The sequence below is a fragment of the Ochrobactrum sp. PL_is483 genome (assembly GCF_055816855.1).
In genome coordinates this window covers 166,118-187,096 of record NZ_JBVPGS010000040.1, presented here as the reverse complement: position 1 = coordinate 187,096, position 20,979 = coordinate 166,118, and the positions used below count along the sequence as shown (strand labels likewise).

General features: G+C 55.8%; 20 protein-coding genes and 3 pseudogenes. 6 read left to right on the top strand and 17 right to left on the bottom strand.

The window, feature by feature from the left end; all coding sequences use genetic code 11:
- The first annotated feature begins 25 nt into the window (after window positions 1-25).
- On the top strand, window positions 26-904 hold the full coding sequence (locus tag AC0TNJ_RS19045) for a LysR family transcriptional regulator (protein WP_122002388.1): 879 nt from the start codon (window positions 26-28) through the stop codon (window positions 902-904).
- Between the two features lie 53 nt (window positions 905-957).
- Here AC0TNJ_RS19045 and AC0TNJ_RS19040 read toward each other — a convergent pair whose 3' ends face one another.
- The 7 genes from AC0TNJ_RS19040 to AC0TNJ_RS19010 form a co-directional block, all read right to left on the bottom strand.
- Window positions 958-1,998: an ABC transporter substrate-binding protein gene (locus tag AC0TNJ_RS19040; protein ID WP_473772054.1), complete on the bottom strand. Its 1,041-nt coding sequence runs from the start codon at window positions 1,996-1,998 to the stop codon at window positions 958-960.
- 20 nt (window positions 1,999-2,018) lie between these two features.
- On the bottom strand, window positions 2,019-2,807 hold the full coding sequence (locus tag AC0TNJ_RS19035; RefSeq protein WP_122002390.1) for an ABC transporter permease: 789 nt from the start codon (window positions 2,805-2,807) through the stop codon (window positions 2,019-2,021).
- Window positions 2,804-3,649 carry an ABC transporter ATP-binding protein gene (locus tag AC0TNJ_RS19030; protein ID WP_473772053.1) on the bottom strand — a complete coding sequence of 282 codons (846 nt, stop codon included), beginning with the start codon at window positions 3,647-3,649 and terminating at the stop codon, window positions 2,804-2,806. The genes AC0TNJ_RS19035 and AC0TNJ_RS19030 overlap by 4 nt, the downstream gene beginning before the upstream one ends.
- A gap of 245 nt (window positions 3,650-3,894) precedes the next feature.
- Window positions 3,895-4,731 (bottom strand): ABC transporter permease, encoded by an 837-nt coding sequence (locus AC0TNJ_RS19025; protein WP_473772052.1) that lies wholly within the window; start codon window positions 4,729-4,731, stop codon window positions 3,895-3,897.
- Entirely contained in the window at window positions 4,724-5,491 is a 768-nt protein-coding gene (locus AC0TNJ_RS19020) for an ABC transporter ATP-binding protein (RefSeq protein ID WP_473772051.1), read from the bottom strand. The genes AC0TNJ_RS19025 and AC0TNJ_RS19020 overlap by 8 nt, the downstream gene beginning before the upstream one ends.
- A 74-nt stretch (window positions 5,492-5,565) precedes the next feature.
- On the bottom strand, window positions 5,566-6,588 hold the full coding sequence (locus AC0TNJ_RS19015; protein ID WP_473772050.1) for an ABC transporter substrate-binding protein: 1,023 nt from the start codon (window positions 6,586-6,588) through the stop codon (window positions 5,566-5,568).
- Window positions 6,589-6,860: 272 nt separating this feature from the next.
- The gene (locus tag AC0TNJ_RS19010) at window positions 6,861-8,441 is read right to left on the bottom strand and encodes a peptide ABC transporter substrate-binding protein (protein ID WP_473772049.1); all 1,581 of its coding nucleotides are present in this window, start codon (window positions 8,439-8,441) and stop codon (window positions 6,861-6,863) included.
- Between the two features lie 257 nt (window positions 8,442-8,698).
- Between AC0TNJ_RS19010 and AC0TNJ_RS19005 the strand changes: the two genes are divergently transcribed.
- The gene (locus AC0TNJ_RS19005) at window positions 8,699-9,853 is read left to right on the top strand and encodes a porin (RefSeq protein ID WP_473772048.1); all 1,155 of its coding nucleotides are present in this window, start codon (window positions 8,699-8,701) and stop codon (window positions 9,851-9,853) included.
- A gap of 53 nt (window positions 9,854-9,906) precedes the next feature.
- Here AC0TNJ_RS19005 and AC0TNJ_RS19000 read toward each other — a convergent pair whose 3' ends face one another.
- The 5 genes and pseudogenes from AC0TNJ_RS19000 to AC0TNJ_RS18980 form a co-directional block, all read right to left on the bottom strand.
- Complete coding sequence (locus AC0TNJ_RS19000; protein ID WP_473772047.1) at window positions 9,907-10,299, bottom strand: cupin domain-containing protein; 393 nt, start codon at window positions 10,297-10,299, stop codon at window positions 9,907-9,909.
- Window positions 10,300-10,354: 55 nt separating this feature from the next.
- Window positions 10,355-10,648, bottom strand: a pseudogene (locus AC0TNJ_RS18995) (ISNCY family transposase); the annotation flags it as partial.
- Between the two features lie 276 nt (window positions 10,649-10,924).
- A pseudogene (locus AC0TNJ_RS18990) lies at window positions 10,925-11,272 on the bottom strand (GNAT family N-acetyltransferase); the annotation flags it as partial.
- Window positions 11,273-11,461: 189 nt separating this feature from the next.
- Window positions 11,462-11,776, bottom strand: a pseudogene (locus AC0TNJ_RS18985) (transposase); the annotation flags it as partial.
- A gap of 56 nt (window positions 11,777-11,832) precedes the next feature.
- Window positions 11,833-12,063, bottom strand: coding sequence for a hypothetical protein (locus AC0TNJ_RS18980; protein WP_473772046.1), 231 nt, complete (start codon window positions 12,061-12,063; stop codon window positions 11,833-11,835).
- A 312-nt stretch (window positions 12,064-12,375) separates the two neighbouring features.
- On the opposite strand from AC0TNJ_RS18980, the gene AC0TNJ_RS18975 reads away from it, so the two are divergent.
- Entirely contained in the window at window positions 12,376-13,644 is a 1,269-nt protein-coding gene (locus AC0TNJ_RS18975) for an NAD(P)/FAD-dependent oxidoreductase (RefSeq protein ID WP_473772045.1), read from the top strand.
- Between the two features lie 87 nt (window positions 13,645-13,731).
- Window positions 13,732-14,382, top strand: coding sequence for a glutathione S-transferase family protein (locus AC0TNJ_RS18970; RefSeq protein WP_473769334.1), 651 nt, complete (start codon window positions 13,732-13,734; stop codon window positions 14,380-14,382).
- 104 nt (window positions 14,383-14,486) lie between these two features.
- On the opposite strand, the gene AC0TNJ_RS18965 is transcribed toward AC0TNJ_RS18970, so the two are convergent.
- The 3 genes from AC0TNJ_RS18965 to AC0TNJ_RS18955 all read right to left on the bottom strand — a co-directional run bounded on the left by AC0TNJ_RS18965 (window position 14,487) and on the right by AC0TNJ_RS18955 (window position 15,621).
- A complete protein-coding gene (locus AC0TNJ_RS18965; protein WP_473772044.1) occupies window positions 14,487-14,843 on the bottom strand; it encodes a DUF488 domain-containing protein in 357 nt (118 codons plus the stop codon).
- A gap of 182 nt (window positions 14,844-15,025) precedes the next feature.
- Window positions 15,026-15,229: a hypothetical protein gene (locus AC0TNJ_RS18960; protein WP_473772043.1), complete on the bottom strand. Its 204-nt coding sequence runs from the start codon at window positions 15,227-15,229 to the stop codon at window positions 15,026-15,028.
- Between the two features lie 11 nt (window positions 15,230-15,240).
- Window positions 15,241-15,621 carry a hypothetical protein gene (locus tag AC0TNJ_RS18955; RefSeq protein ID WP_122002439.1) on the bottom strand — a complete coding sequence of 127 codons (381 nt, stop codon included), beginning with the start codon at window positions 15,619-15,621 and terminating at the stop codon, window positions 15,241-15,243.
- 208 nt (window positions 15,622-15,829) lie between these two features.
- On the opposite strand from AC0TNJ_RS18955, the gene AC0TNJ_RS18950 reads away from it, so the two are divergent.
- Entirely contained in the window at window positions 15,830-16,546 is a 717-nt protein-coding gene (locus AC0TNJ_RS18950; protein WP_122002440.1) for a response regulator transcription factor, read from the top strand.
- A complete protein-coding gene (locus AC0TNJ_RS18945) occupies window positions 16,543-17,958 on the top strand; it encodes an ATP-binding protein (RefSeq protein ID WP_473772042.1) in 1,416 nt (471 codons plus the stop codon). Before AC0TNJ_RS18950 ends, AC0TNJ_RS18945 begins: the two co-directional genes overlap by 4 nt.
- Before the next feature lie 32 nt (window positions 17,959-17,990).
- Here AC0TNJ_RS18945 and AC0TNJ_RS18940 read toward each other — a convergent pair whose 3' ends face one another.
- Together AC0TNJ_RS18940 and AC0TNJ_RS18935 are read right to left on the bottom strand one after the other, a co-directional pair.
- Complete coding sequence (locus AC0TNJ_RS18940) at window positions 17,991-19,364, bottom strand: aminotransferase (RefSeq protein WP_473772041.1); 1,374 nt, start codon at window positions 19,362-19,364, stop codon at window positions 17,991-17,993.
- Window positions 19,365-19,393: 29 nt separating this feature from the next.
- Window positions 19,394-20,890 carry an NAD-dependent succinate-semialdehyde dehydrogenase gene (locus tag AC0TNJ_RS18935; RefSeq protein WP_473772040.1) on the bottom strand — a complete coding sequence of 499 codons (1,497 nt, stop codon included), beginning with the start codon at window positions 20,888-20,890 and terminating at the stop codon, window positions 19,394-19,396.
- Window positions 20,891-20,979: the final 89 nt, after the last annotated feature.

Sequence of the window (20,979 nt, the reverse complement as noted above, 5' to 3'; positions counted from 1 at the left end):
TAGATACTATCTGGATTTGCGATAGATGAGCGTCGAACTGGAGCAACTTGAAGCTTTTGTGGCCTCTGCGGACCACGGCTCATTCTCAGCTGCCGCGCGGCATTTGCGCAAGGCGCAGTCTGCCGTGAGCGTTCTGGTCGCCTCGCTGGAGGACGATCTCGACGTCAAGCTGTTCAGCCGCGCTTCCCGCAATCCGGTGCTGACGGAGGCGGGCATACGGCTGCTTCCCGAAGCGCGGCTGCTGCTTGCCCGGCGTGAACATCTGGTTTCCGTCGCCCGGAACTTTGGCGACCATGTTGAAAGCCGCCTTGTGGTCGCAATTGACGAACTTTATCCTGAACCGGCTATCGCGACGCTGTTTTCGGCCTTTGCGCAAGAATTTCCGCACGTCGAACTAGAGCTGAAATTTCCGTCCTCAACCGCCATAAGCGGTCTTGTGCTTGAGGGCAGGGCAGACCTCGGCGTCATGTGGCGGGCTGAAAACATGCCGGATGAACTGGGCTTCCACACCATCGGCTGGGTGCCGCTGGTGCTGGTTTGCGGGCGTGAGCATCCGCTGGCGCATACCGCAGTCAGTTGGGAAGATTTGAGATCGTTTCGCCAGATCATGGCCCGGAAGCACAGCGATACGGCCGAAAGCCGCCGCCTGCGGGTCGGCGCGGAGGTCTGGTGGGTGGAAAGCCACTGGGTCATCCTGCAAATCCTCACGCGGGGGATCGGCTGGGCGTTCATTCCCGAACATATCCTGCAGGACTCACCGCTGGCGCCGCAACTCGTCATGCCCAAGCTGCAATTCGATGAAGGCGCGCATCCGGTCGCGCTGGAGCTTATCTGGAACAAGCGGCGACGGCAGGGGCCCGCCGCGCAGTGGTTGCAGGAGCGCTTTGCCAAAAGCCGGTTTTGAGCTTTTGTCAACGGCGTTGCAAAGGGCAGGGGATCACCCTGCCCGAAGGCGCATTACACCTTTGCGGCTTGCACGAAGCGCGGATCGAAGGTCTGCGCAAAGGAAATATCGGCATTTGCCAGTTCCGGATCGAGGGCTTTCAGCATCTCATACAGGCTCTTGAAGCCGTCTTCCGCAATAAGACCCTTGTCGGAATACATGGCGCGGGATTTCTCGAAGCCGGTCTTGTAAAGCGCGCGGTCGCCCAGCAGATATTCCTCCGGCACGGCGTCTGCCACTTCGTCGGCAGAAGCCTTGTGAATCCAGTTCAGCGACTTGATGAAAGCGTTGACGACGCGCTGTGTCGTTATCGGATTGGCATCGATGAAGCTCTGCTGCACATAGACGGTGGCAGCCGGATTGGTGCCGCCGAAAAGCTGGCGGGTGCCTTCTTCGGTGCGGGTATCCAGAAGCAGCGTGATGTCGCCATCCACTTCCAGCCGGGTGATGACCGGATCAAGATGGACGAGGGCAGCGATTTCGCCCTTCTTGATGGCCGCAACCGCGCTTGCGCCGCCGCCGACACCGATGATCGAAGCGGCATCTGCTGCCAGACCGTTCTTGATGAGCGCGTATTGCAGCAGGAGCGACGTTGACGAGCCGGGCGCCGTGACACCGACGTTTTGGCCCTTGAGATCGGCAATTGTCTTGATCTCGCTGGCAAGGTCCTTCCGCACGCCGATGCAGATGCCCGGAAAACGGCCAAGCTCGCAGACGGCCTTGATGTCCTGTCCCTTGTTCTGCATGCGAATGGTGTGTTCGTATGCGCCGGTAACGACATCGACCGAACCGCCGATCAGCGCCTGCAGGGACTTTGCGCCGCCACCAAAATCATTGATGGTGGCCTTGATGCCTTCTTCCTCGAAGAAGCCCTTGCGCTCCGCAATGGTGAGAGGAAGGTAATAGAAGAGCGGCTTGCCACCAACACCGAACATCAGCTCCGGCTTTTCCGGCGTCGCAGATGCATCCTGCGCAAAGGCAGGCAGGCGCGAGGCAATACCCGCAAGCCCGAAGGCGGCGGCGCCCAGCAATATATCTCTACGTGTTGTCCTCATGGTTTCCTCCTTGAATTCTCTTAACCGTTGTGTCCGGCAGCTTTCGGGCGCCAGACAAGCAGGCGCTCCTCGACGATGGACACGATCCAGTCGATCACCAGCACGAATGCTGTCAGCACCAGCATGCCGGCAAAGACGCCGGTGACATCGAACACGCCTTCCGCCTGATGGATCAGGTAGCCGAGACCCGCCGACGAACCCAGATATTCGCCGACCACCGCGCCGACGACGGCAAAGCCGACAGCCGTATGCAGACTTGAGAACATCCATGACAGCGCGGATGGCAGGTAGACATTGCGCAGGAGCTGGCGCTCGTTCATGCCGAGCATGCGCGCATTGGCGAGTACGGTCTGGTTCACTTCCTTCACGCCCTGATAGACGTTGAAGAAGACGATGAAGAAAACCAGCGAAACGCCGAGCGCCACCTTCGACCAGATGCCGAGGCCGAGCCACAGCGCGAAGATCGGCGCCAGCACGACACGCGGCAGCGAGTTGGCGGCCTTCACATAGGGATCGAAAATCGCGGCGAGCAGGGGCTTGCGGGCAAACCAGAACCCGATCAGCACGCCGCCGATGGCCCCGATGGCAAAGGCCAGCATGGCTTCAAGCAGCGTGATGCCGAGGTGATACCAGATCGTTCCATCGGCAAACCATTTATAGATGCGCTGCGCCACATCGCCCGGCGTGGCGAAGAAGAATTTTGCCTTGGCCGGATTGCCCAGTAGATGCGTGTCGGTAAAGACATGCCAGACCAGAATGACGGCGACAGCGACGGCGAGCTGCGCCAGAAACAGCATCGGCTTTTTCATTTCTTTTCCCCGCTCGTCTGCTGATAGCCTTTGAGAACCTCTTCCTTGAGCGCACTCCATATTTCGCGATGGATTTCGTGAAACTTGTCGTCGAGGCGAATTTCGGAAATCTCGCGCGGGCGGGCGAGGGGAATCCTGTATTCCGCCATGATGCGGGCGCGCGGCCCGGCGGACATAATGACGACGCGATCCGCCAGCGCAATGGCCTCTTCCAGATCGTGGGTCACGAACATGACCGCCTTCCTGTCCTGCGACCAGAGATCAAGCAGAAGATCGCCCATGATGACGCGCGTCTGCGCATCGAGCGGGCCGAAAGGCTCGTCCATCAGCAGATATTTCGGATTGCGGATCAGCACCTGCGCCAGGCCCACACGCTTGCGCTGGCCGCCCGAGAGCATATGCGGGTAACGGTCGCCGAAACTTGCAAGGCCGACGCGGCCAAGCCATTCGCGGGCCTGTTCGCGCGCCTTCGCCTTCGGCGTGCCGGCGATTTCCAGCCCGATGGCGACATTGTCCAGCACCGTCTTCCACGGCATCAGGGCATCCTGCTGGAAGAGATAGCCCGCCTTGCGATTGAGGCCCTGCAACCGCTGGCCGCTGACTTCAACGGTGCCGCCGGCCGACACCAGAAGCCCGGCAACGGCATTGAGCAATGTGGATTTTCCGCAGCCGGTCGGGCCGACAATCGCCACGAATTCGTTTTCTGCAACTTCCAGATTGCTTTCGGCAACGGCGTCGAAACGGCCGCCATCGGCCAGCTTGAACGAAATCTGAACATCTTTCAGCGCGATTGCCGCCTTGCCGGTCCCTTCCGGTTTGATGCGGTTTGGTTCGGCGTTCATCGCGCGTCACATCCGGTGAACTGACGATGCGCTTTGCCATAACAGCTCATTGATCCGCTCCTCTCGGGGTGGCGCCTCGTGAACGGGGGAGCAGACAAGAGCATAACCCTGCCTGGCACAAGTGAGGCGCAAAAATCTGCGATAGAGTCCCTTCGTATAACGTCCCGGCAAGAACATGCAACGAAAAGCAGGCGGCGCATTTCATTCTATCGACAGAAACTGGCCTATACGAAATATTATTGCGATCAGCCGCGCCAGGTCAGGAAGCGCCGCTCGATCTGTCCGATGACGAAATTGACGATCAGCCCCATTACCGACAGGATCGTCACCCCGGCGAACAGCTTTTCAAGATCGTAGAGCGATCCGGCTTCCAGAATATAGGAACCGACGCCGAACTGGGCGCCCAGCATTTCGGCAGCGACCAGCAGAATGATGGCGATGGAGATCGACACGCGCAATCCCGACAGGATCGCCGGGAATGCTCCCGGCAGGATGATCTTGCGCACGATGGACCACCATCCGAGGCCGAAACTCTGGCCCATGCGCACGAGCGAACGGTCCACATTATCGACCGCGCCGTAAGTGGCGACGACGGTCGGCGTGAAAGTGCCGAAGGCAATCAGCATATATTTCGACATTTCATCAATGCCGAACCAGATCACGAAGAGCGGCAGAAGCGCGATCTTCGGGATCGGGAAGAGGGCGGCGACAAGCGGCACCAGACCGGCCCGCACATGGCTGAACAGGCCGATCATCACGCCGAGACTGACGCCAACCGCGATGCCGAGGCTGGCGCCGACGACAAGCCGCCGCAGCGACGGCAGCAGATGTTGCCACAAAAGACCGCTCTGCCAGAGCTGGACGAAGGTTTCGAGCACGGCAGACGGGCGCGGCAATGTCAGATTGGAGATGAAGCCGCTGCGGGTTCCGATTTCCGCCAGCGCCAGCAGCGCCACGAACAGGATCAGGGCGACATGGCGCACCGGCTGGGGCGCGAAACCGCCGCCCCGGAAAGGCACCGGGTGGACAGGCACTGGGCGGGCAGTCTGGCCGGACTGTTTCACGTCTGCTGTCTCAACCATTGATCAACTCCTGATCCGCTGCCTGTGCTTCCGCCCGCATCAGTTCCCAGAGCTGCTTCTGCTTTTCCTCAAGAACGGGATCGCCGAGATGACGTTCGGAAAGGGGAATATCGATGTCGACAATCTGCCTGATCCGTCCCGGCCTGCGCGACAGCACCACGACCCGATGACCGAGCCGCACGGCCTCGTTGAGATTGTGGGTGACATAGACGGAGGTGAATGGCTGGCGCGTCCACAGCGCGATCAGATCGTCCATCAGCAGTTCGCGCGTCTGGCTGTCGAGCGCCGACAAGGGCTCATCCATCAGCATGACGGCGGGGCGCACCGAAAGAGCGCGCGCAATCGCCACGCGCTGGCGCATGCCGCCCGAAAGCTGCTTCGGCAATGCCTGCCGAAAATCCGAAAGCCGGGTGCGCTCCAGAACATTGGTGACGATGCGGTCCATTTCGGCCCGGCCAAGACCGTGATCCTCCAGCACCAGCTTGATATTTCCTTCCACCGTGCGCCAGGGCAGCAGCGCAAAATGCTGGAAGACATAGGTGAGGGGATTGAGCGAATCCTCTGGCGGCGAGCCGATTTGCAGCACTTCGCCCGAGGATGGGCGCTCGAGACCGCCAAGGAAGCGCAGCAGCGTGGACTTTCCGCAGCCCGAAGGACCAATCAGGCAGACGATCTGCCCCTGCGGGATGGTGAGCGAGATATCATTGAGAACTTCGACCGGACCATAAAAATGGCTGATGTTTTTCAGTTGTAAATCCATTTCAACTCCAGTCCTCGTGCCCGACATGACGCGCCGGGCACGGAATGTTCAGTCTCGGCCAGACTGAGGCCGTCTCAGATTGTTTTGACGTAGGATGTGTCGAACAGCTTTTCCTGCGTGACAGCTTCCTTGACCATGCCTTCGGACCGGAACCAGTCAAGCTGTTCCACGCAGCTGTTGAGCGACAGGGCAAGCCCCTTGTTGATGCGCATCGCGCCGTCAATCAGGTTCTGCTTTGCAGTCTCGAAAGGGCTGTCGCTTTCGACATATTTGTGCACGATCTTGGCGATGTCGTCGCGCGCCGCATCGTCTGCCGTGTTGTCGACGAAGGCCGCATTATAATCGTCGATTGCCCTGGAATAGGCTTTGACGAAAGCTTCCGTCATGGCGCGCTCTTCGCTCGCATTTCTGGTCGACGTGAAAGCCGTCGTGACCTGATAATCGGGCGCATAATCGGAGACGAGACCGATCTGCTTTGCAGCGCCCTCGCGGATCAGCTTCTTCGCGATATTGGGCTGGATCGCCCAGGCGTCGATCTGCCCGGTCGACAGGGCGCCGACCACGGCACCCAGCTTCTGCAATGGACGCAACTGGATTCCAGACAGCGGGATATTGTTGGCCTTGGCAATCTTGTGCGCCATGAAATGGAACGACGACCCCGCCGTGGTGATGCCGAAACTGTGTCCCGCCAGCTTGGACGGTTCGGTCAATCCGCCTTCATAGGCCTTGTTGGAAGCCAGAATGATGTTGCCGGTGATGCCTTTTTCTTCTGCCAGCGCCCCGCCGATCACCTTGATCGCGCCCTTGTCGGCCAGGCTGATCAGGCCGCCGCTCATCGCAGTCACGCCAAAATCGGCATCGCCGGAAGCAATGGCGACTGCCATGGGCTGGGCCGCTTCGAAGAATTTCAGTTCGATATCAAGCCCGGCATCTTTGAAATAGCCGCGCTCATGCGCGATATAGCTCGGCGCATGGCTTGCCAGATGAAGCACCGCCAGATTTCGCGTCGCGGCGCGGGCAGGGGAGCCGAAAGCCGCACTGACGCCCAACGCGCCAAGTCCCATCAATGTCTGACGGCGTGTCAGGGTGAAATCCATGCTGGCTCTCCTCCGATGCGAGTGTCGGCCCGGCGCAACAGATTTCCTGCGAAGCCAGACAAACAAAATTTCATTACGTCTCTGCCATGGAAAAATATGGAAGATTGCTTTCGCATAAAGCCACGAGACGGGATTTTCAATAAGATTAACGACCAGCTTCCGGTTCTGCCGGCATCAATTTTGCTAATCTTCTCTGCATGCCGCCTCGCGATTTGTGCGCGGCGGCATGCAGAGGGCATGCAGGGGCGGGGCATGTGCGCCACCCGTTTTCGTTATTTGTCCTTAAGCGACAGCCAGCGGGTTGCGTGCGCATTCATCAGATTGTCGGTGTAGCCTTCGACCCTTTCAGATACCAGCGCTTGCGACGATGGATAGAGCACGGGAATGATTGGAACTTCCTTCAGCAGAATACGCTCGGCCTGGGCAAGTGTTTCAGCCCGTGCCTTGGCGTCGGTCATGGTTTCCGACTTCCTGACCAGCGCATCAAAATCCTTGTTCGACCAATCGGAGGTATTGAAATAATTGCCGGTCGTGAACAGGCTCAGGAAGGAATAGGCGTCGTTATAATCGCCGATCCAGGCCTGATAGGCGAAATCATACATGCCCTTTTCATGCAAATAGTTGAAATAGGTGGTGCTTTCGACCTCATCCTGCACAGCTTCGATGCCGATATTTTTCAGCATATCCGCAACGGCAATCATAGAATTCTTGTTATTGACCGAAGTGGCGTAACGCAGCTTCACCGACAGGCTGCCAGGCGTGACGCCCGCCTCCTTCAGCAACTCCCGCGCTCTGTCTTCACGGTCGAGCATATCCTGATCCTTATAGTCCAGCATAGGTGCATTCGCGACGTAGTTTTCGGTGCCGGGGGGCACCAGCGAATTGCCGGGCAACATCATGCCCCGCCTGATTTTTTCAGCTAGAAACTTGCGATCTATTGCCATCGAGATCGCCTCGCGTACACGCGGGTCGCGCAGCTTGCTGTCCGGCTCGCCTTTGACAGCCAAATAATAGGTGCCGAAATAGGGGGCGACGCGCAGATTTCGCCCCAGACTGGACTTGATGTAATCCATTTGCTCGGCGGGAACCGTGCCGCAAATGTCCATTTCTCCCGCCTCGAACCGTCGCATGCACGAAGCCGGCTCTTCAAATGGTACCCAGTTCACCACGTCGATCTTGACCGTCTTGGCGTTCCAGAAATAGGGATTCTTTTTCATGACGATCTTCGCATTGGGCGTGAAGCTCTCCAGCGTATATGCGCCGTTCGACACCATATTGCCGGCCCATGTGAACTTCTCGCCGTATTTTTCCACGGCCTTCCGGTTCAGTGGCAATGTCGTCTGATGGGTCATCAGTGAAAGGAAATATGGAGTGGGTGAGGCGAGGGTGATTTTCAGCGTATGATCATCCAGCGCTTCAACGCCAAGCTGATCAAGTGGCAGCTTGCCGGTATTGATTTCTCTCGCGTTTTTAATGACATAAAGAACGCTGGCATAACCTGCGGCTGTTTTGGGATCCATAACGCGGTGTAATGAATATTCAAAATCTCCGGCAGTGACCGGGTCTCCGTTTGACCATTTTGCATTGCCACGCAGATGGAACGTGTAGGTCAGTCCATCGGGGGAGATATCCCAGGACTGCGCTACACCCGGTGTCAAACCTCCCTTGGCATCTTCCGTGACAAGCCCCTCGTAGAGATCATTCAGCAAAGCGGCTTCATAGACCGTCGTTGTATGATGCTGATCCAGTGTGGACGGATCGTTGCCACTATCGCGATTGAGTACGGTTTCGGCTGATGCCAGGCCCGTTAACGAGAACCAGCAAACGCCTGCAACAAGGAAACTACGATACATGAAACCCTCCAGGAATGGTGCGGTCAGAACAGTGATCGCAAACTGGTAACACTGTATCCGCAGGTGGGAGGACTTACTATTTTAAGTAATTGCCAATATATTATTGCTACAAAATACATAAAGAACAGTTTTATATATACAAAATTTAAGTAAATACAAATTGCGATTATGGAAATCAAATTTTATTTTATATACTTCTGCAATCTGGTCGATATATCGATCAGTTCTTTAAATTTTTTAACTAATTGTGAGGGGTCATGAGATTTACTTCTTTAATAATAAGCGCAGCCGCCACCACATATGGAGTTTCAGCAGCCCACAGTGCTGACGCGATAGTCGCGCCGGAGCCGGAAGCGGCGCAATATGTCCGGGTCTGCGACGCTTACGGCAAAGGATTTTTCTATATTCCTGGTACTGAAACATGCCTGCGGATTCATGGGTATGTCCGCTACAGCATACTGGGCGCCGAGGATGTGTACGCTCGTGGTTTTACAGACAAGGACGGAACGCCTTATCTCAGCCGCCCGAGCCAGCGCGACACCTGGGAAAACTCCACTCGCTTCACACTGCGTGCAAGCACGGCATCCGAGACGGAGCTTGGGACGCTCAAAACCTATGCAGAGGCGCGCTTTCAATGGGGGGATGGTGAAGATTCCACCTCCACTGGCTCGCTGCGCACCGGCTATATCGACTTAGGCGGCCTTCGCATTGGGCTCGACTATTCGGCATTCACATCTTTCGTCGGCTTTCTCGGCGACGTCCTCAATGACGACGTGATCCTGTCCGGTGGCTATCGCACGAGTCTGATCAGTTACACATATTCTGGCAAAAATGGCTTGTCGGCGGTCCTGTCGCTGGAGCAGGGCAACAATGGCGATACGGATAAAGCATATGGTTTTGAAGGCACCATAAGCGATTACACACCGCACGTCGTCGGTGGCCTGAAATATGCCAAGGACTGGGGAGCGGTGATCGGAGTCGCCGCTTACGATGCCCGCAATGAAGAATGGGCCGGCAAATTGCGCGGCAATCTGAATATTACCGACCGTTTTTCGGTATGGGCGATGGGCGGCTACAAGTCCAACAAGGACCGTTACATCGATGTCAAGGGCGACGACGGGCAAATTGCCGGTCAGGTTCTCGCGAAGAGCAGCTTTTACGGCCAATGGGGCGGAGACTGGGCTGCGTGGGGTGGCGGCGCCTACAAATTAACTGACAAGGCCGTCGTCAATGCCCAGCTTTCTTACGACGCCACGAACACTTTCTCCGCAACTGCGAATGTCACTTACGAACTTGTTCCAGGCTTCACGGTCATACCGGAAGTTACCTATGTGCGGTGGCGTGACAATAAATCCGTTCTCAACGGGTATGATGCCTGGCAGGGCATGGTACAATTCCAGCGAACATTCTAAGATTGAGAGAAGCGCCTGAGAGGGCGCTTCTCGCATTTCTGTGCGAATGCAGATCATTGCGAGGGAGGTAATTCAAGTCCGCCGGGTAATGAAATCCAGATTACCGTTTGCGCTTCCGGAGAGTGACGTGACAGATGGCCTTTGCCATGTGTGTCAGTGACCAACACAAAGCTGCCAGCCGAGACATGTCGTATTTCGCCGTCACTCGTCTCGTATTCAACTGAGCCATCAAGTCTTACAGTCAGAACTGGTTCCGGCACCTTATGCCATGCCACTTCTCGCATCCCCGCTGGGATGGGAGTGATGCGCACGCGAGAGGCTGGGTAGCTGGCGGTCACATCAAAGGGAACCGCTTCCGGATGCACTGACCGCTTAGTGGTCGGCAAATCAATCTCATCGAAATGAGATTCCCCGTCCGGCGAGGCGTATATGCGCAGGCACTTCATCGAGGGTATCCTTTCGAAAGATATGAGCAGGCGACGAAGGTGGAGCGTCTGTCACAGCGACAGAAGTAACCAGCGCCTTCTCCCGGCGCGCGATAACTTCCGGGGCGTTCATGTAAGCTGTGCGTGATTTACGTTCACGCTTCTGATGATACCTGTTGCCCCGACTTCCATCCGGTATAGCAAACATGTGGTTTGTTTGTCCCGTACGACGCGGTCCATGCGTGCTACGCTGGAGTTCTCGAGCGGCCTGCATCTCGGCCACGATCGAAAGCATGTTATCTAGCCGTTTGTTCTCGACAACAGGTGAGGGATGTATCGAGCGTAGCTTGTCAAATGTTCTGGAGGGTAGGGTGTCTGTGCCTTGCGTTCGGGCGCAAAGTCCACAACCCCGTCTCCGTCATCCGTTGCCGCAACGTCTCCCTGCTGCTACAAAGCTGTGGCGACCAAGTTGAAATGTCCGCTTTTGTGCAAAGTAGAAATGTCATTGTGATGCCACATGTAAGGTCAGCCCCCATTTCGAGTGGCTGGTCGGGGTTGCAAGCGAGGAATGGGGGCGGGTGAAATACGCCTTTGACTTTAGCTTTCTCACTCACAGGCACTGCTTCCGGTTCGCCTTCAACAGTGGTCATTCGACCAATGGTTTAACTAAAGACTTTTCCATTAGAAAGGTACGTTCTTCACCGTAGAGGATTTCGCGCACGTCCCTGTAACCAAGACGAGCATAAAAGCTTCTCGCAGTCAGAGACGCTGGAACCTTGAGAAGATTAAAGTTTTGATTTGTTGCGGCTAATTCGACTGTCTCCATGAGGCATCGTCCAACCCCAGCCCCTTGAGCCGAAGGTGCTACAAAAACCGTCCGCACGGTATCGTTTTCAAGGCTGGCTGTTCCCGCTACAACACCGTTAATAAGGGCAACCCAGACGGTTCTCCTATTAATCAACTCGTGTACAGCTTCAGCAGAGAAGTTTGCAGAGACCTGCTCTATCACTGATGCGGGATAGTCTCTCGAATTTGAAACTCTGATCGTATCTTTAACAATGTTGCTAATCGTAAGGGCATCCCAAACGGTAGCTCGACGGACTTCTATCATATTGACCATGTTTGTAAGATTAATAGAAGGGTCTCTTATGTCAATCGACAGCTTCCATCCGCACCAATGCCTTCTTCCGGCAATTTGCTGCGGGGACCATCCATCGCTGATGTGCTTGATCACGGATTGACGCAATTGATCAAACCGGATGAGCTTGCGTCGTTTCGAGCGACGTTCACGTGCTTTCTGATCGGCAACCGTGCAGTAATAGCGAGTCAGGTCCGTGATCTGATCGTCGACAAATCGATTGCGTTTCAACTCGCGGAAAACGGTTGAGCGATGTCGTCCAAGTTTCTCGGCAATAACGTCAACGGAGAGGTTTGCAGTGCGCCAGCGGGCGATCTTGCGTCGCTCATCCAAGTCAATATGCGCGTAGGTGCGTTCCATGATGGGTTCCTTGCTTAGGATAACTCATTGTTATCGCTTGCAAGTCGCACTTCAAGCTAGAACCCACCCCGGCTACAAAAGCCAATCACATAATATGTATTATGGAACTTACGAAATAGGGTGGCAGTCTGGATGTCGTGCTTCCAGTTCACCATCATGCGCCCGCCCCAGCGGATCGCAGTTATAGCGGCATATTCATATTCGTTGAAGTTCGCCAACCAGATGCGGCCTACTGGCTGCAACGCTATTTCGGGTGCTTGCTGAAATATTGCCTGAAGCCAATGCATCCGTCCCTCCAAGCGCCGATTGCGACCAAGGGTTACCTAGCGTGGAAACGGCGAAGGCAAGAGTCAAACAATATAAAATCTGGAAAGAACTCAACACAAGCATGCATTAAAAATTTGAAATCGCACCACGTAAATGTTCTATTTCAGAATACAAGCAACATCCCTACGGCGATCTCTGATAAAAACTTGAAAGTGATTAATGTTGAAATCATTAGCCTGGATACACGCGATGCGGACATAAACAATGTCAGATACCCTGTTCGAGACGAATGGGCAGGCTACATATTGTAGGATGAATACAGGCTGAAGATAATGAACGAAGCGCATGTACCCCATATCGTCGTCATTGGTGCCGGTTTTGGCGGATTGCAACTGGTCCACGATCTCAGAAACGTCAATGTTCGGATAACGCTGATTGATCAGCGCAACCATCACCTTTTCCAGCCGCTTCTCTATCAGGTTGCGACGACCATCCTTGCCACGTCGGAAATTGCCTGGCCAATCCGCCACCTGTTTCGCGACCGCAAGGAAGTCACCACGCTGTTGGGTACGGTGACGGGCGTGGATACCGAACGCCGTCAGGTGCAACTCGAAAACGGCACAGAAATTTCTTACGACATGCTCGTACTCGCCACAGGGGCTCGTCACGCTTATTTCGGCAATGACCAGTGGGAGGCTTTGGCTCCAGGATTGAAGGCCCTTGAAGATGCGACCACCATTCGCCGCCGCCTGCTTCTGGCCTTCGAACGGGCGGAACGTGAGACAGATGAAGCGAAAAGGCAGGCGCTGCTGACATTTGCCATAGTAGGCGGCGGACCGACCGGCGTCGAGCTTGCCGGCATTATCGCAGAGCTTGCCAAACAGACCATATGGCCCGAATTCCGCAATATCGACACCAGGCAGACGCGCGTGATGCTGCTTGAAGCCGGTCAACGCATTCTGGCTGCATTTCCCGAAGATCTGTCTGAATATGCCTTGAAAGCACTCGAAAAACTGGGCGTGGAAGTACGCCTTGGAATTCCGGTCAAGGAAATTACAGCGGATGGCGTCACTGTCGGTGAGGAGTTCATTCCCTGCCGGACGGCAATATGGGCGGCAGGCGTTGCCGCCTCCCCCGCCGCTACATGGCTGAATGCCGAAAGCGACCGCGCAGGACGTGTGAAGGTTCTATCCAACCTCAATGTTCCCGGCCATGAAGATATCTTCGTCATCGGCGATACGGCATGGGTTGAGGGACCGGACGGCAAACCGGTTCCGGGCATAGCACCGGCTGCCAAACAGCAAGGCGCCTATGTTGCTACAGTCATAAAAAACCGCGTCGAAGGACAAACGCCGCCGATGCCGTTCCGTTACAAGCATCAGGGCAATCTCGCCACCATTGGCAGAGGCGCTGCTGTGGTTGATATGGGGCGCTTTAAGCTCAAGGGGATCATCGCCTGGTGGTTCTGGGGCATCGCGCACATCTTCTTTCTCATTGGAACGAGAAGTCGTGCCGCCGTCGCCTGGAGCTGGCTGTGGACCTATATTTCCGGCCAGCATAGCGCTCGTTTGATAACGCAAGGCAAACCAGTCGAACGATGAATACCAGATGGCCCCGCCGAAAGCGGGCCGCTTTTCTTTCAGGCCAGCGGCTTGAGATCGATCTGCCATCCGTGTTGGAGGAGCACAATGACACTGAAACTCTACCTGCATCCCTTCTCGTCTTATTGCCAGAAGGCAATAACGGCCTTCTATGAAAAGGACATAGCCTTCGAGGCACAAATGCTGGATGGCACCGAACCGATTGCCAGCGAATTCGCAGCGCTTTGGCCGTGCGGCAAATTTCCGGTTCTGACAGACAATGGAAAGCTCGTCTTTGAAGCAACAGGGATAATCGAATACCTCGAAGCCGCCTATCCGCATACCAGACGGCTGATCCCGTCGGACCCTCTTGCCAGTGCCGACGTGCGCATGTGGGATCGTTTTTTCGATAATTATATCCACTATCCGCTGCAACGCCTTGTCTTCACGGCTCTTGGCCGTGAACACGATGATGGCGGCCATCGCTGGAGAGCGATGTTCGACACCGCCTATGGGTTTCTGGATCAGCACATGGAAGGCCGGGAATGGGTCGTCGGCGATAGTTTCAGCCTCGCCGACTGTGCCGCCGCCCCTCCGCTCCTCTACGCCGACTGGAGTTATGTCATTCCTGAAAAATTTGCGAATGTGCGTGCCTATCGCCAGCGACTGCTTGCGCGGCCAAGCTATGCCCGCGCATTGGACGAAGCACGACCGTTCCGTCATCTGTTTCCATTGGGAGCGCCCGAGAACAGAGACTAGAGCGGTTCCTGTTTGAACGGAATCGTTGTTTTTCGGCATTTCCGAACGCAAACCGTTTCACACTTTTGCTGGAAATGCTTTAGCAAATATCTTTATCGAAAGGCTTACAGGTCTTGCATGAATTCGTGCAAGACCACGGCTTGATTATGTTCCTCATCTTTCGCGCCATATAGCAGCGTCAGGTGGCCACCTCTTGTGCCAGCCTTGGAGATCAATTCCTTTATGGCAGGCTTGTTGGCTTCCAGCTCTTCGCGGTACTTTTTCTGAAAATCATTCCATTTGGCCGGGTCGTGGCAGAACCATTTGCGAAGATTGGTCGACGGAGCAATATCCTTGGCCCATACATCAATATCGGCCTTCTCTTTGGTCATGCCGCGAGGCCAGACGCGATCTACGAGGACACGATAGCCATCCTCCGGTGAAGGAGCATCATAAATCCGTTTCAGGACAATCGTCGCCATATAAACGGCCCCTCGATACAATACGGATACATATGGAGGACGGTTCCAACTCGGCAAGCCCCGCTATCATAAACAGAAAAGGCCGCTGCAGATCGGACAACATCCATGTCCGACAGGCAACGGCCTTTTGTTGCAAAAACCGACTGCGAGGGAGCCGTCGGTTATCGCACAAAGCGGAAAGCTTACTTCTTGGCCGGAGCGGCCTTCTTGTGCGACTTCTTGGCGGTGTGATGCTTCTTGTGAGCAGCCTTCTTAGCAAGATGCTTGGCGGCCGTCGTGTGCGTTGCAGCAGCCGGAGCAGCGCTAGCAGCACTTGCCGTCAGGACAGGAGCAGATAGGCCCAGAACAACAGCAACGCCAAGAGCAGAAATAAGGGACTTCTTCATTTTCCGGTTCCTCAATTGGTTTTTCCGTTCGGGATCTTGCCCGCCGGTGGTAAAGCAGTTTCCTGTCCGCCTGGATCAGCCATGTCAGGTTTCACCCCCAGAAGTTTAAGGGCTTCGGCGTAGGCGCGCAGGCCTTGTGCCTCTCTTCTGCTTGAGCAGAATTTCATCCCCCTCTTCTGCAAGGCTTCCGCCTGACGAGCCTGCCGGGTTTCGGCGCGACCGGAAAGCGCGGTTTGCAGTTGATGCTGAAGCCTGTCACACCGTTCGCTGCGTGTTACGAGTTGCGCTGCCATCACTCCGTTGGGAAGCGGAAAGGACAACAGGCCCGCAAGACAAAGCGTTGAAAGAAACGGTCTCGCAGCTATTTTCGATTTGAAAATCGATTTGAACATACGATTTTAATCTTTCATCGGGCTTCAGTTTCTTCAGCGGGTTCGTTATGACAGGCCTTGTTTTCCCTTGTTTTTCATCTTTGTTACATTTTGTTTCTGAATTGTAGCGCGCTCCAGATGCCGGTTGAAAACTGAAGCGACAGGCTTTTTATCGTCGCAATCCGGGCGCTACTATCAAGTGAATCAAAGCTATTATGGAAGCTGCAAATTGAAAGAAGACGCCCACGTTCTGATCGTCGATGACGACAAAGATATACGTGACCTTCTGCACGAGTTTCTCAAGCGGCGCGGTATGCGTGTCTCCATCGCCCAAAACGGTGAAGAGATGCATGATGTAATGAGCCGGACGGCGATTGATCTGATCATTCTCGATGTCATGCTTCCGGGCAAAAGCGGTATTGAAATTTGCCAGGATATCCGTCGCCATTCGCGTGTGCCGATCATCATGCTGACGGCAATTGCCGACGCTGCCGACAGAATACTGGGCCTTGAAATCGGTGCCGACGACTATCTGGCCAAACCGTTCGACCCGCGCGAACTCCTTGCCCGTATCCGTGCCGTGCTCAGGCGTCTGGAGAATAACCGTGCTCCCAGTCGCCCTGTCACTCACAGCTACCGCTTTGCGGGCTGGACGCTCGACTGCGCACGCAGGCGGCTTACGTCCCCTGCTGACGTGCGCGTTGAACTCACGACTGCCGAGTTCAATCTGCTCGAAGCCTTCGTCAAAAGTTCGCAGCATATACTCAGCCGCGACCAGCTTATGGAAATGGCTGGAAGCCAGGCTGTATACGGCTATGATCGCAGCGTCGATATTTTGATCAGCCGGCTGAGGCGCAAGCTCAACGATGACTCCCGCTCACCTAGAATGATCCTCACCATTCGCGGCGGCGGTTATCAGTTTGGACATCAGGTCGAACTGGAATGAGATTACCCTTTCCACGTTCTCTGCCGAGCTGGCTCATTACAATTCTGATCAGTGGCCTTGTGATAACGCAAATCGCAACGCTGTGGATTGTTTCGCAGGACCGCAAGGATGCCAACAATGCGCTGGAGCTCTTCCGTCTCAGCGAAAGAGCGACATCGCTCGTCAAACTTCTCAACACGACGCCGCCCGGCGACTGGAACAGCCTTGCTTCTCGCTTGGCCAGTTCAGGTCAGGGCATCACCATTACAGCGCGACCCGATGTGCCGACTGTTCTGGCGAGCGAGGAAGATCTTGCAGAACTTGAAGATGTCCTTGTTGCACGTCTGGCACGTTACGGCGTTATCGATGCTCGCATAAGCCGGGACACGCTTGCTCGCGGCACGCACGCCATCGCGGTTCAGCCGACTGACAGCAGCGATATCGGCGATGTTGAAAAGCAGATCAACGATCTTGCAGCAACGACGAACCTGAGCGCCAGCCTGACCACTTCCCTGCAATTCGGCGATGGACGCTGGATAAATTTCATCACGCGGATAACTCCGGCTGATCCGATTATCACTGCCGAAACTATACCGCTTTTTGCACTTGTGGCGCTTAGCGTTGTTCTGGTTGCAATTTGGGCCACTCGCCGGCTCACAGCGCCCTATCGGGTGCTCGAACACGCCGTACATAGGATCGGCGGTGACCTTAAAAGCCCGCCATTGCCTGAAGACGGCAGCCGGGAGTACAAAGCCGCGGCCAAGGCCGTAAACACGATGCAATCGAAGCTGCTAGATTATGTGGCTGAACGCGAGCAACTTGCCGCTGCCCTTGCGCATGACCTGCGCACCCCGCTCACGCGCATCCGGCTTCGTCTGGCTCTTGTTGAAGATGAAGCCCTCTCAAAGTCGCTGGCCAAGGATATCAACGATATAGAAGCGATTTCTCGTTCGGTCATTGATTTTGCGACATCAGAACTGGCCAATGAACAAAAGGAAAAGGTCGATCTCTGGTCGCTTCTCCTTTCCATTGCAGATAACTACCCGGACGCAATGCTGGATGAAAGAAATTCCGACAAGCTGGATGCCATAGCTTATTGTCAGCCAGTCTCTGTTCAGCGCAGCATCACCAACCTCATTGACAACGCCATTGCCTATGGCGGCAAAGCGAAACTGGCGCTCCGCCAGGACAATAATGAGCTTGTGCTGAGCGTGAAGGACAATGGACCGGGAATTCCGCCAGACCAGATCGAGGAAATGTTCAAACCCTTCAACCGGGCGGAAAAGTCCAGAAATCGGGACTCAGGCGGCTTCGGTCTCGGCTTGACTATCGCCCGCAACGTGGCGCGTGCCAATGCAGGCGATATTCTTCTGAAAAACGATCCGTCAGGCGGATTGATCGCTGAACTGCACTTGCCGGTCTGGCGGGGATAGTCCCCGAGGACTGACCTCGGGGGGACAATTACTCATGCAAAGACAGTGTCGACGGCTTGTTTCGTAGCTGCAACAATCTTGTCCGCTTCCTCTGGCGTGAGGCAAAGCGGCGGCGCAAACCCGAGAATATCGCCTTCCGGCATGGCTCGCCCGATAACGCCATTGGCCAGGAGCGCCGTTGAAACCTGAGCGCCGATTTTGAGCGACGGATCAAAGAATCTGCGGTCGTCACGATCTTCCACAAATTCGATTGCGGCCATCAGGCCTTCGCCACGAATTTCCCCGACATGCTTGTGATCGCCGAGGGCATCCTTCAATGCCTTGCGGAAATAAGCGCCTGTGGAACCGGCATTTTCGACCAGCTTCAATTCGTCGATAAGTTTGAGATTGGCTACGCCTGCCGCCGCGCAGATCGGATGGGCAGAATAAGTCCAGCCATGGCCGATCGGCCCCATCTTGTCTGATCCCTGAACCAATACCTGCCACATGCGATCCGATACAATCGAACCGGAAAGCGGCGCATAGGCGGAGGTCAAACCCTTTGCGATGGTGATCAAGTCGGGCTTCATGCCATAGTGGTCGGAACCGAACATGCTTCCAAGGCGACCGAAGCCAGTGACCACTTCGTCAGCAACCAGCAGAATATCATAGCGATCAAGAACGGCCTGGATCTTCTGCCAATAGCCAGACGGCGGCGGAACGATGCCGCCGGTCCCCAGAACAGGCTCGCCGATGAAGGCTGCAATGGTCTCCGGCCCTTCGGTAAGGATCATCTCTTCGAGCTTATCGGCGCAATGTTGCGAGAACTGCTCCTCGCTCACTGAGCGGTCTGCACGGCGAAAATAGTAAGGGGACTCCGTGTGCAATACCGGCGCGCGCGGCAGATCGAAGGCATTGTGGAACGTCGCAAGCCCGGTCATGCTGCCCGTCATCACGCCGGAACCGTGATAGCCGCGCCAACGGGAAATGATCTTCTTCTTTTCCGGGCGGCCCAGAATATTGTTGTAGTACCAGATGAGCTTGATGTTGGTTTCGTTCGCATCCGAGCCCGAAAGGCCGAAATAAACACGGCTCATATGGTCCGGTGCGCGGTCGATGATCATCTTGGCGAGCGTGATGGACACTTCGGTCCCATGACCGACATAGGCGTGATAATAGGCAAGTTTGCGCGCCTGTTCTGCAATCGCATCCGCTATTTCCGTGCGGCCATAACCAACATTGACGCAATAAAGCCCCGCGAAAGCATCCAGACTTTTGCGACCGTTCACATCTGCAATGTAAACGCCCTCCCCGCCTTCCAGCACTCGCGTCGGCGTTTCACCCCGCGCATGCATCCCCATATGGGTGGAGGGATGAAAGAAATGATCCCGGTCCCAGGCGGTCAGCTCATTGCTATTGTTCAACATGGGTATGTTCCTTTCCTGTCGCCACGCTTTCACGCGGCGGTATCGATGCAGAGATATTTGAGTTCGGTGAAGGCTTCGATGCCCTGATGGGAGCCTTCGCGGCCAAGCCCGGATTGCTTCCAGCCGCCAAACGGGATCGGTGCGCCGGTAATCTTCGCGCGATTAACCGCGACCATCCCGTATTCGAGCGCACGGCCCATGCGGAGTTGACGTGCACCATTTGCCGTCACCACATAGGCAACGAGACCGTATTGTGTGGAATTGGCGCGCTCGATGACTTCGGCCTCATCGTCAAATGCCGTGACGGCGGCAACCGGCCCGAATGTCTCTTCATGCATGATCGCAGCATCGTCCGGCACATCGACCAGCAAAGTCGGCTCGAAAAAAAGTCCAGCATCCCCGCACCGATTGCCGCCCACAACTATTCCGGCGCCCCGCTGGCTGGCATCCTGAACATGCTCTTCGACCTTGGCGACCGCCCGACTATGCATCAGAGGGCCTATATCTGATGTCGGATCCAGCCCGTTACCGACCTTTAGCGCGGCGATGCGCGTAGCAAACGCCTCGGTGAAATCTTTCAAAATGCCGCGCTGGACAAAGATGCGGTTTGCAGCAAGGCAATCCTGACCGGACGTCGCAAACTTTGCAGCCATCGCCACATCGACGGCCCGCTCGACACAAGCATCATCGAAGATAATCAGCGGTGCATGGCCGCCAAGCTCCATGACGAGCCGCTTCATCGTGTTCGCGCTTTTGGTAGCAATCAACTTGCCGATTTCGGTTGAACCGGTGAAGCTCAGCGCCCGAACACGCTCATCGCGGCACAATACGTCAACGATAGGCGCGGCTTTGCCTGTCACGACATTGAATATGCCTGCGGGTATTCCCGCACGTTCGGCCAGTTCGGCCAGGGCAAGTGCGGAGAGCGGCGTTTCCGAAGACGGATGCACGACAACCGGGCAACCGGCGGCAATGGCCGCTGCCGCCTTGCGGGTAATCATGGCATGTGGGAAATTCCACGGAGTTACAAGCGCGACCACCCCCAGCGCTTCGCGCCGCACCTGCATTTCGGCATTGGGCAGATGGCTTGCAATGGTTTCGCCATTAAGCCGCTTCGCTTCTTCGGCAAACCATTCAATGAAAGATGCGCCATAATCGATTTCGCCGCGCGATTCCGCCAGCGGCTTGCCCTGCTCCAGCGTCATCAGCAATGCGAGGTCTTCGCGATGTGCCGTGACCAACTCGAACCACCGCCGCAAAGCTGCTGATCGTTCCTGGGGCAATTTATCTCGCCAGGACGGAAAGGCCTTTACAGCGGCATCAATCGCAAGGGTCGTCTCCACTTCGCCGAGACTTGCCACACGCGCAAGCCGCTGACCGGTGGCAGGATCGAGAACAGGGAAAGTTTCGGCCTTTTCTCCTGCTACCCAGCGTCCATCGACATAGCCAAGTTCACGAAAGAGATGTTTATCGCGGAGCCTGCCAAGCCCGTCATGTTGTATCGGATGATCCAGAACGGCATTCATTGTTCTTCTCCCAATTCAGGAAGAAGTTTGTCACGGGATAGCTCTGGATTCGGACCAAATCATCTCCGCGCACATGCGGAATGGACTAA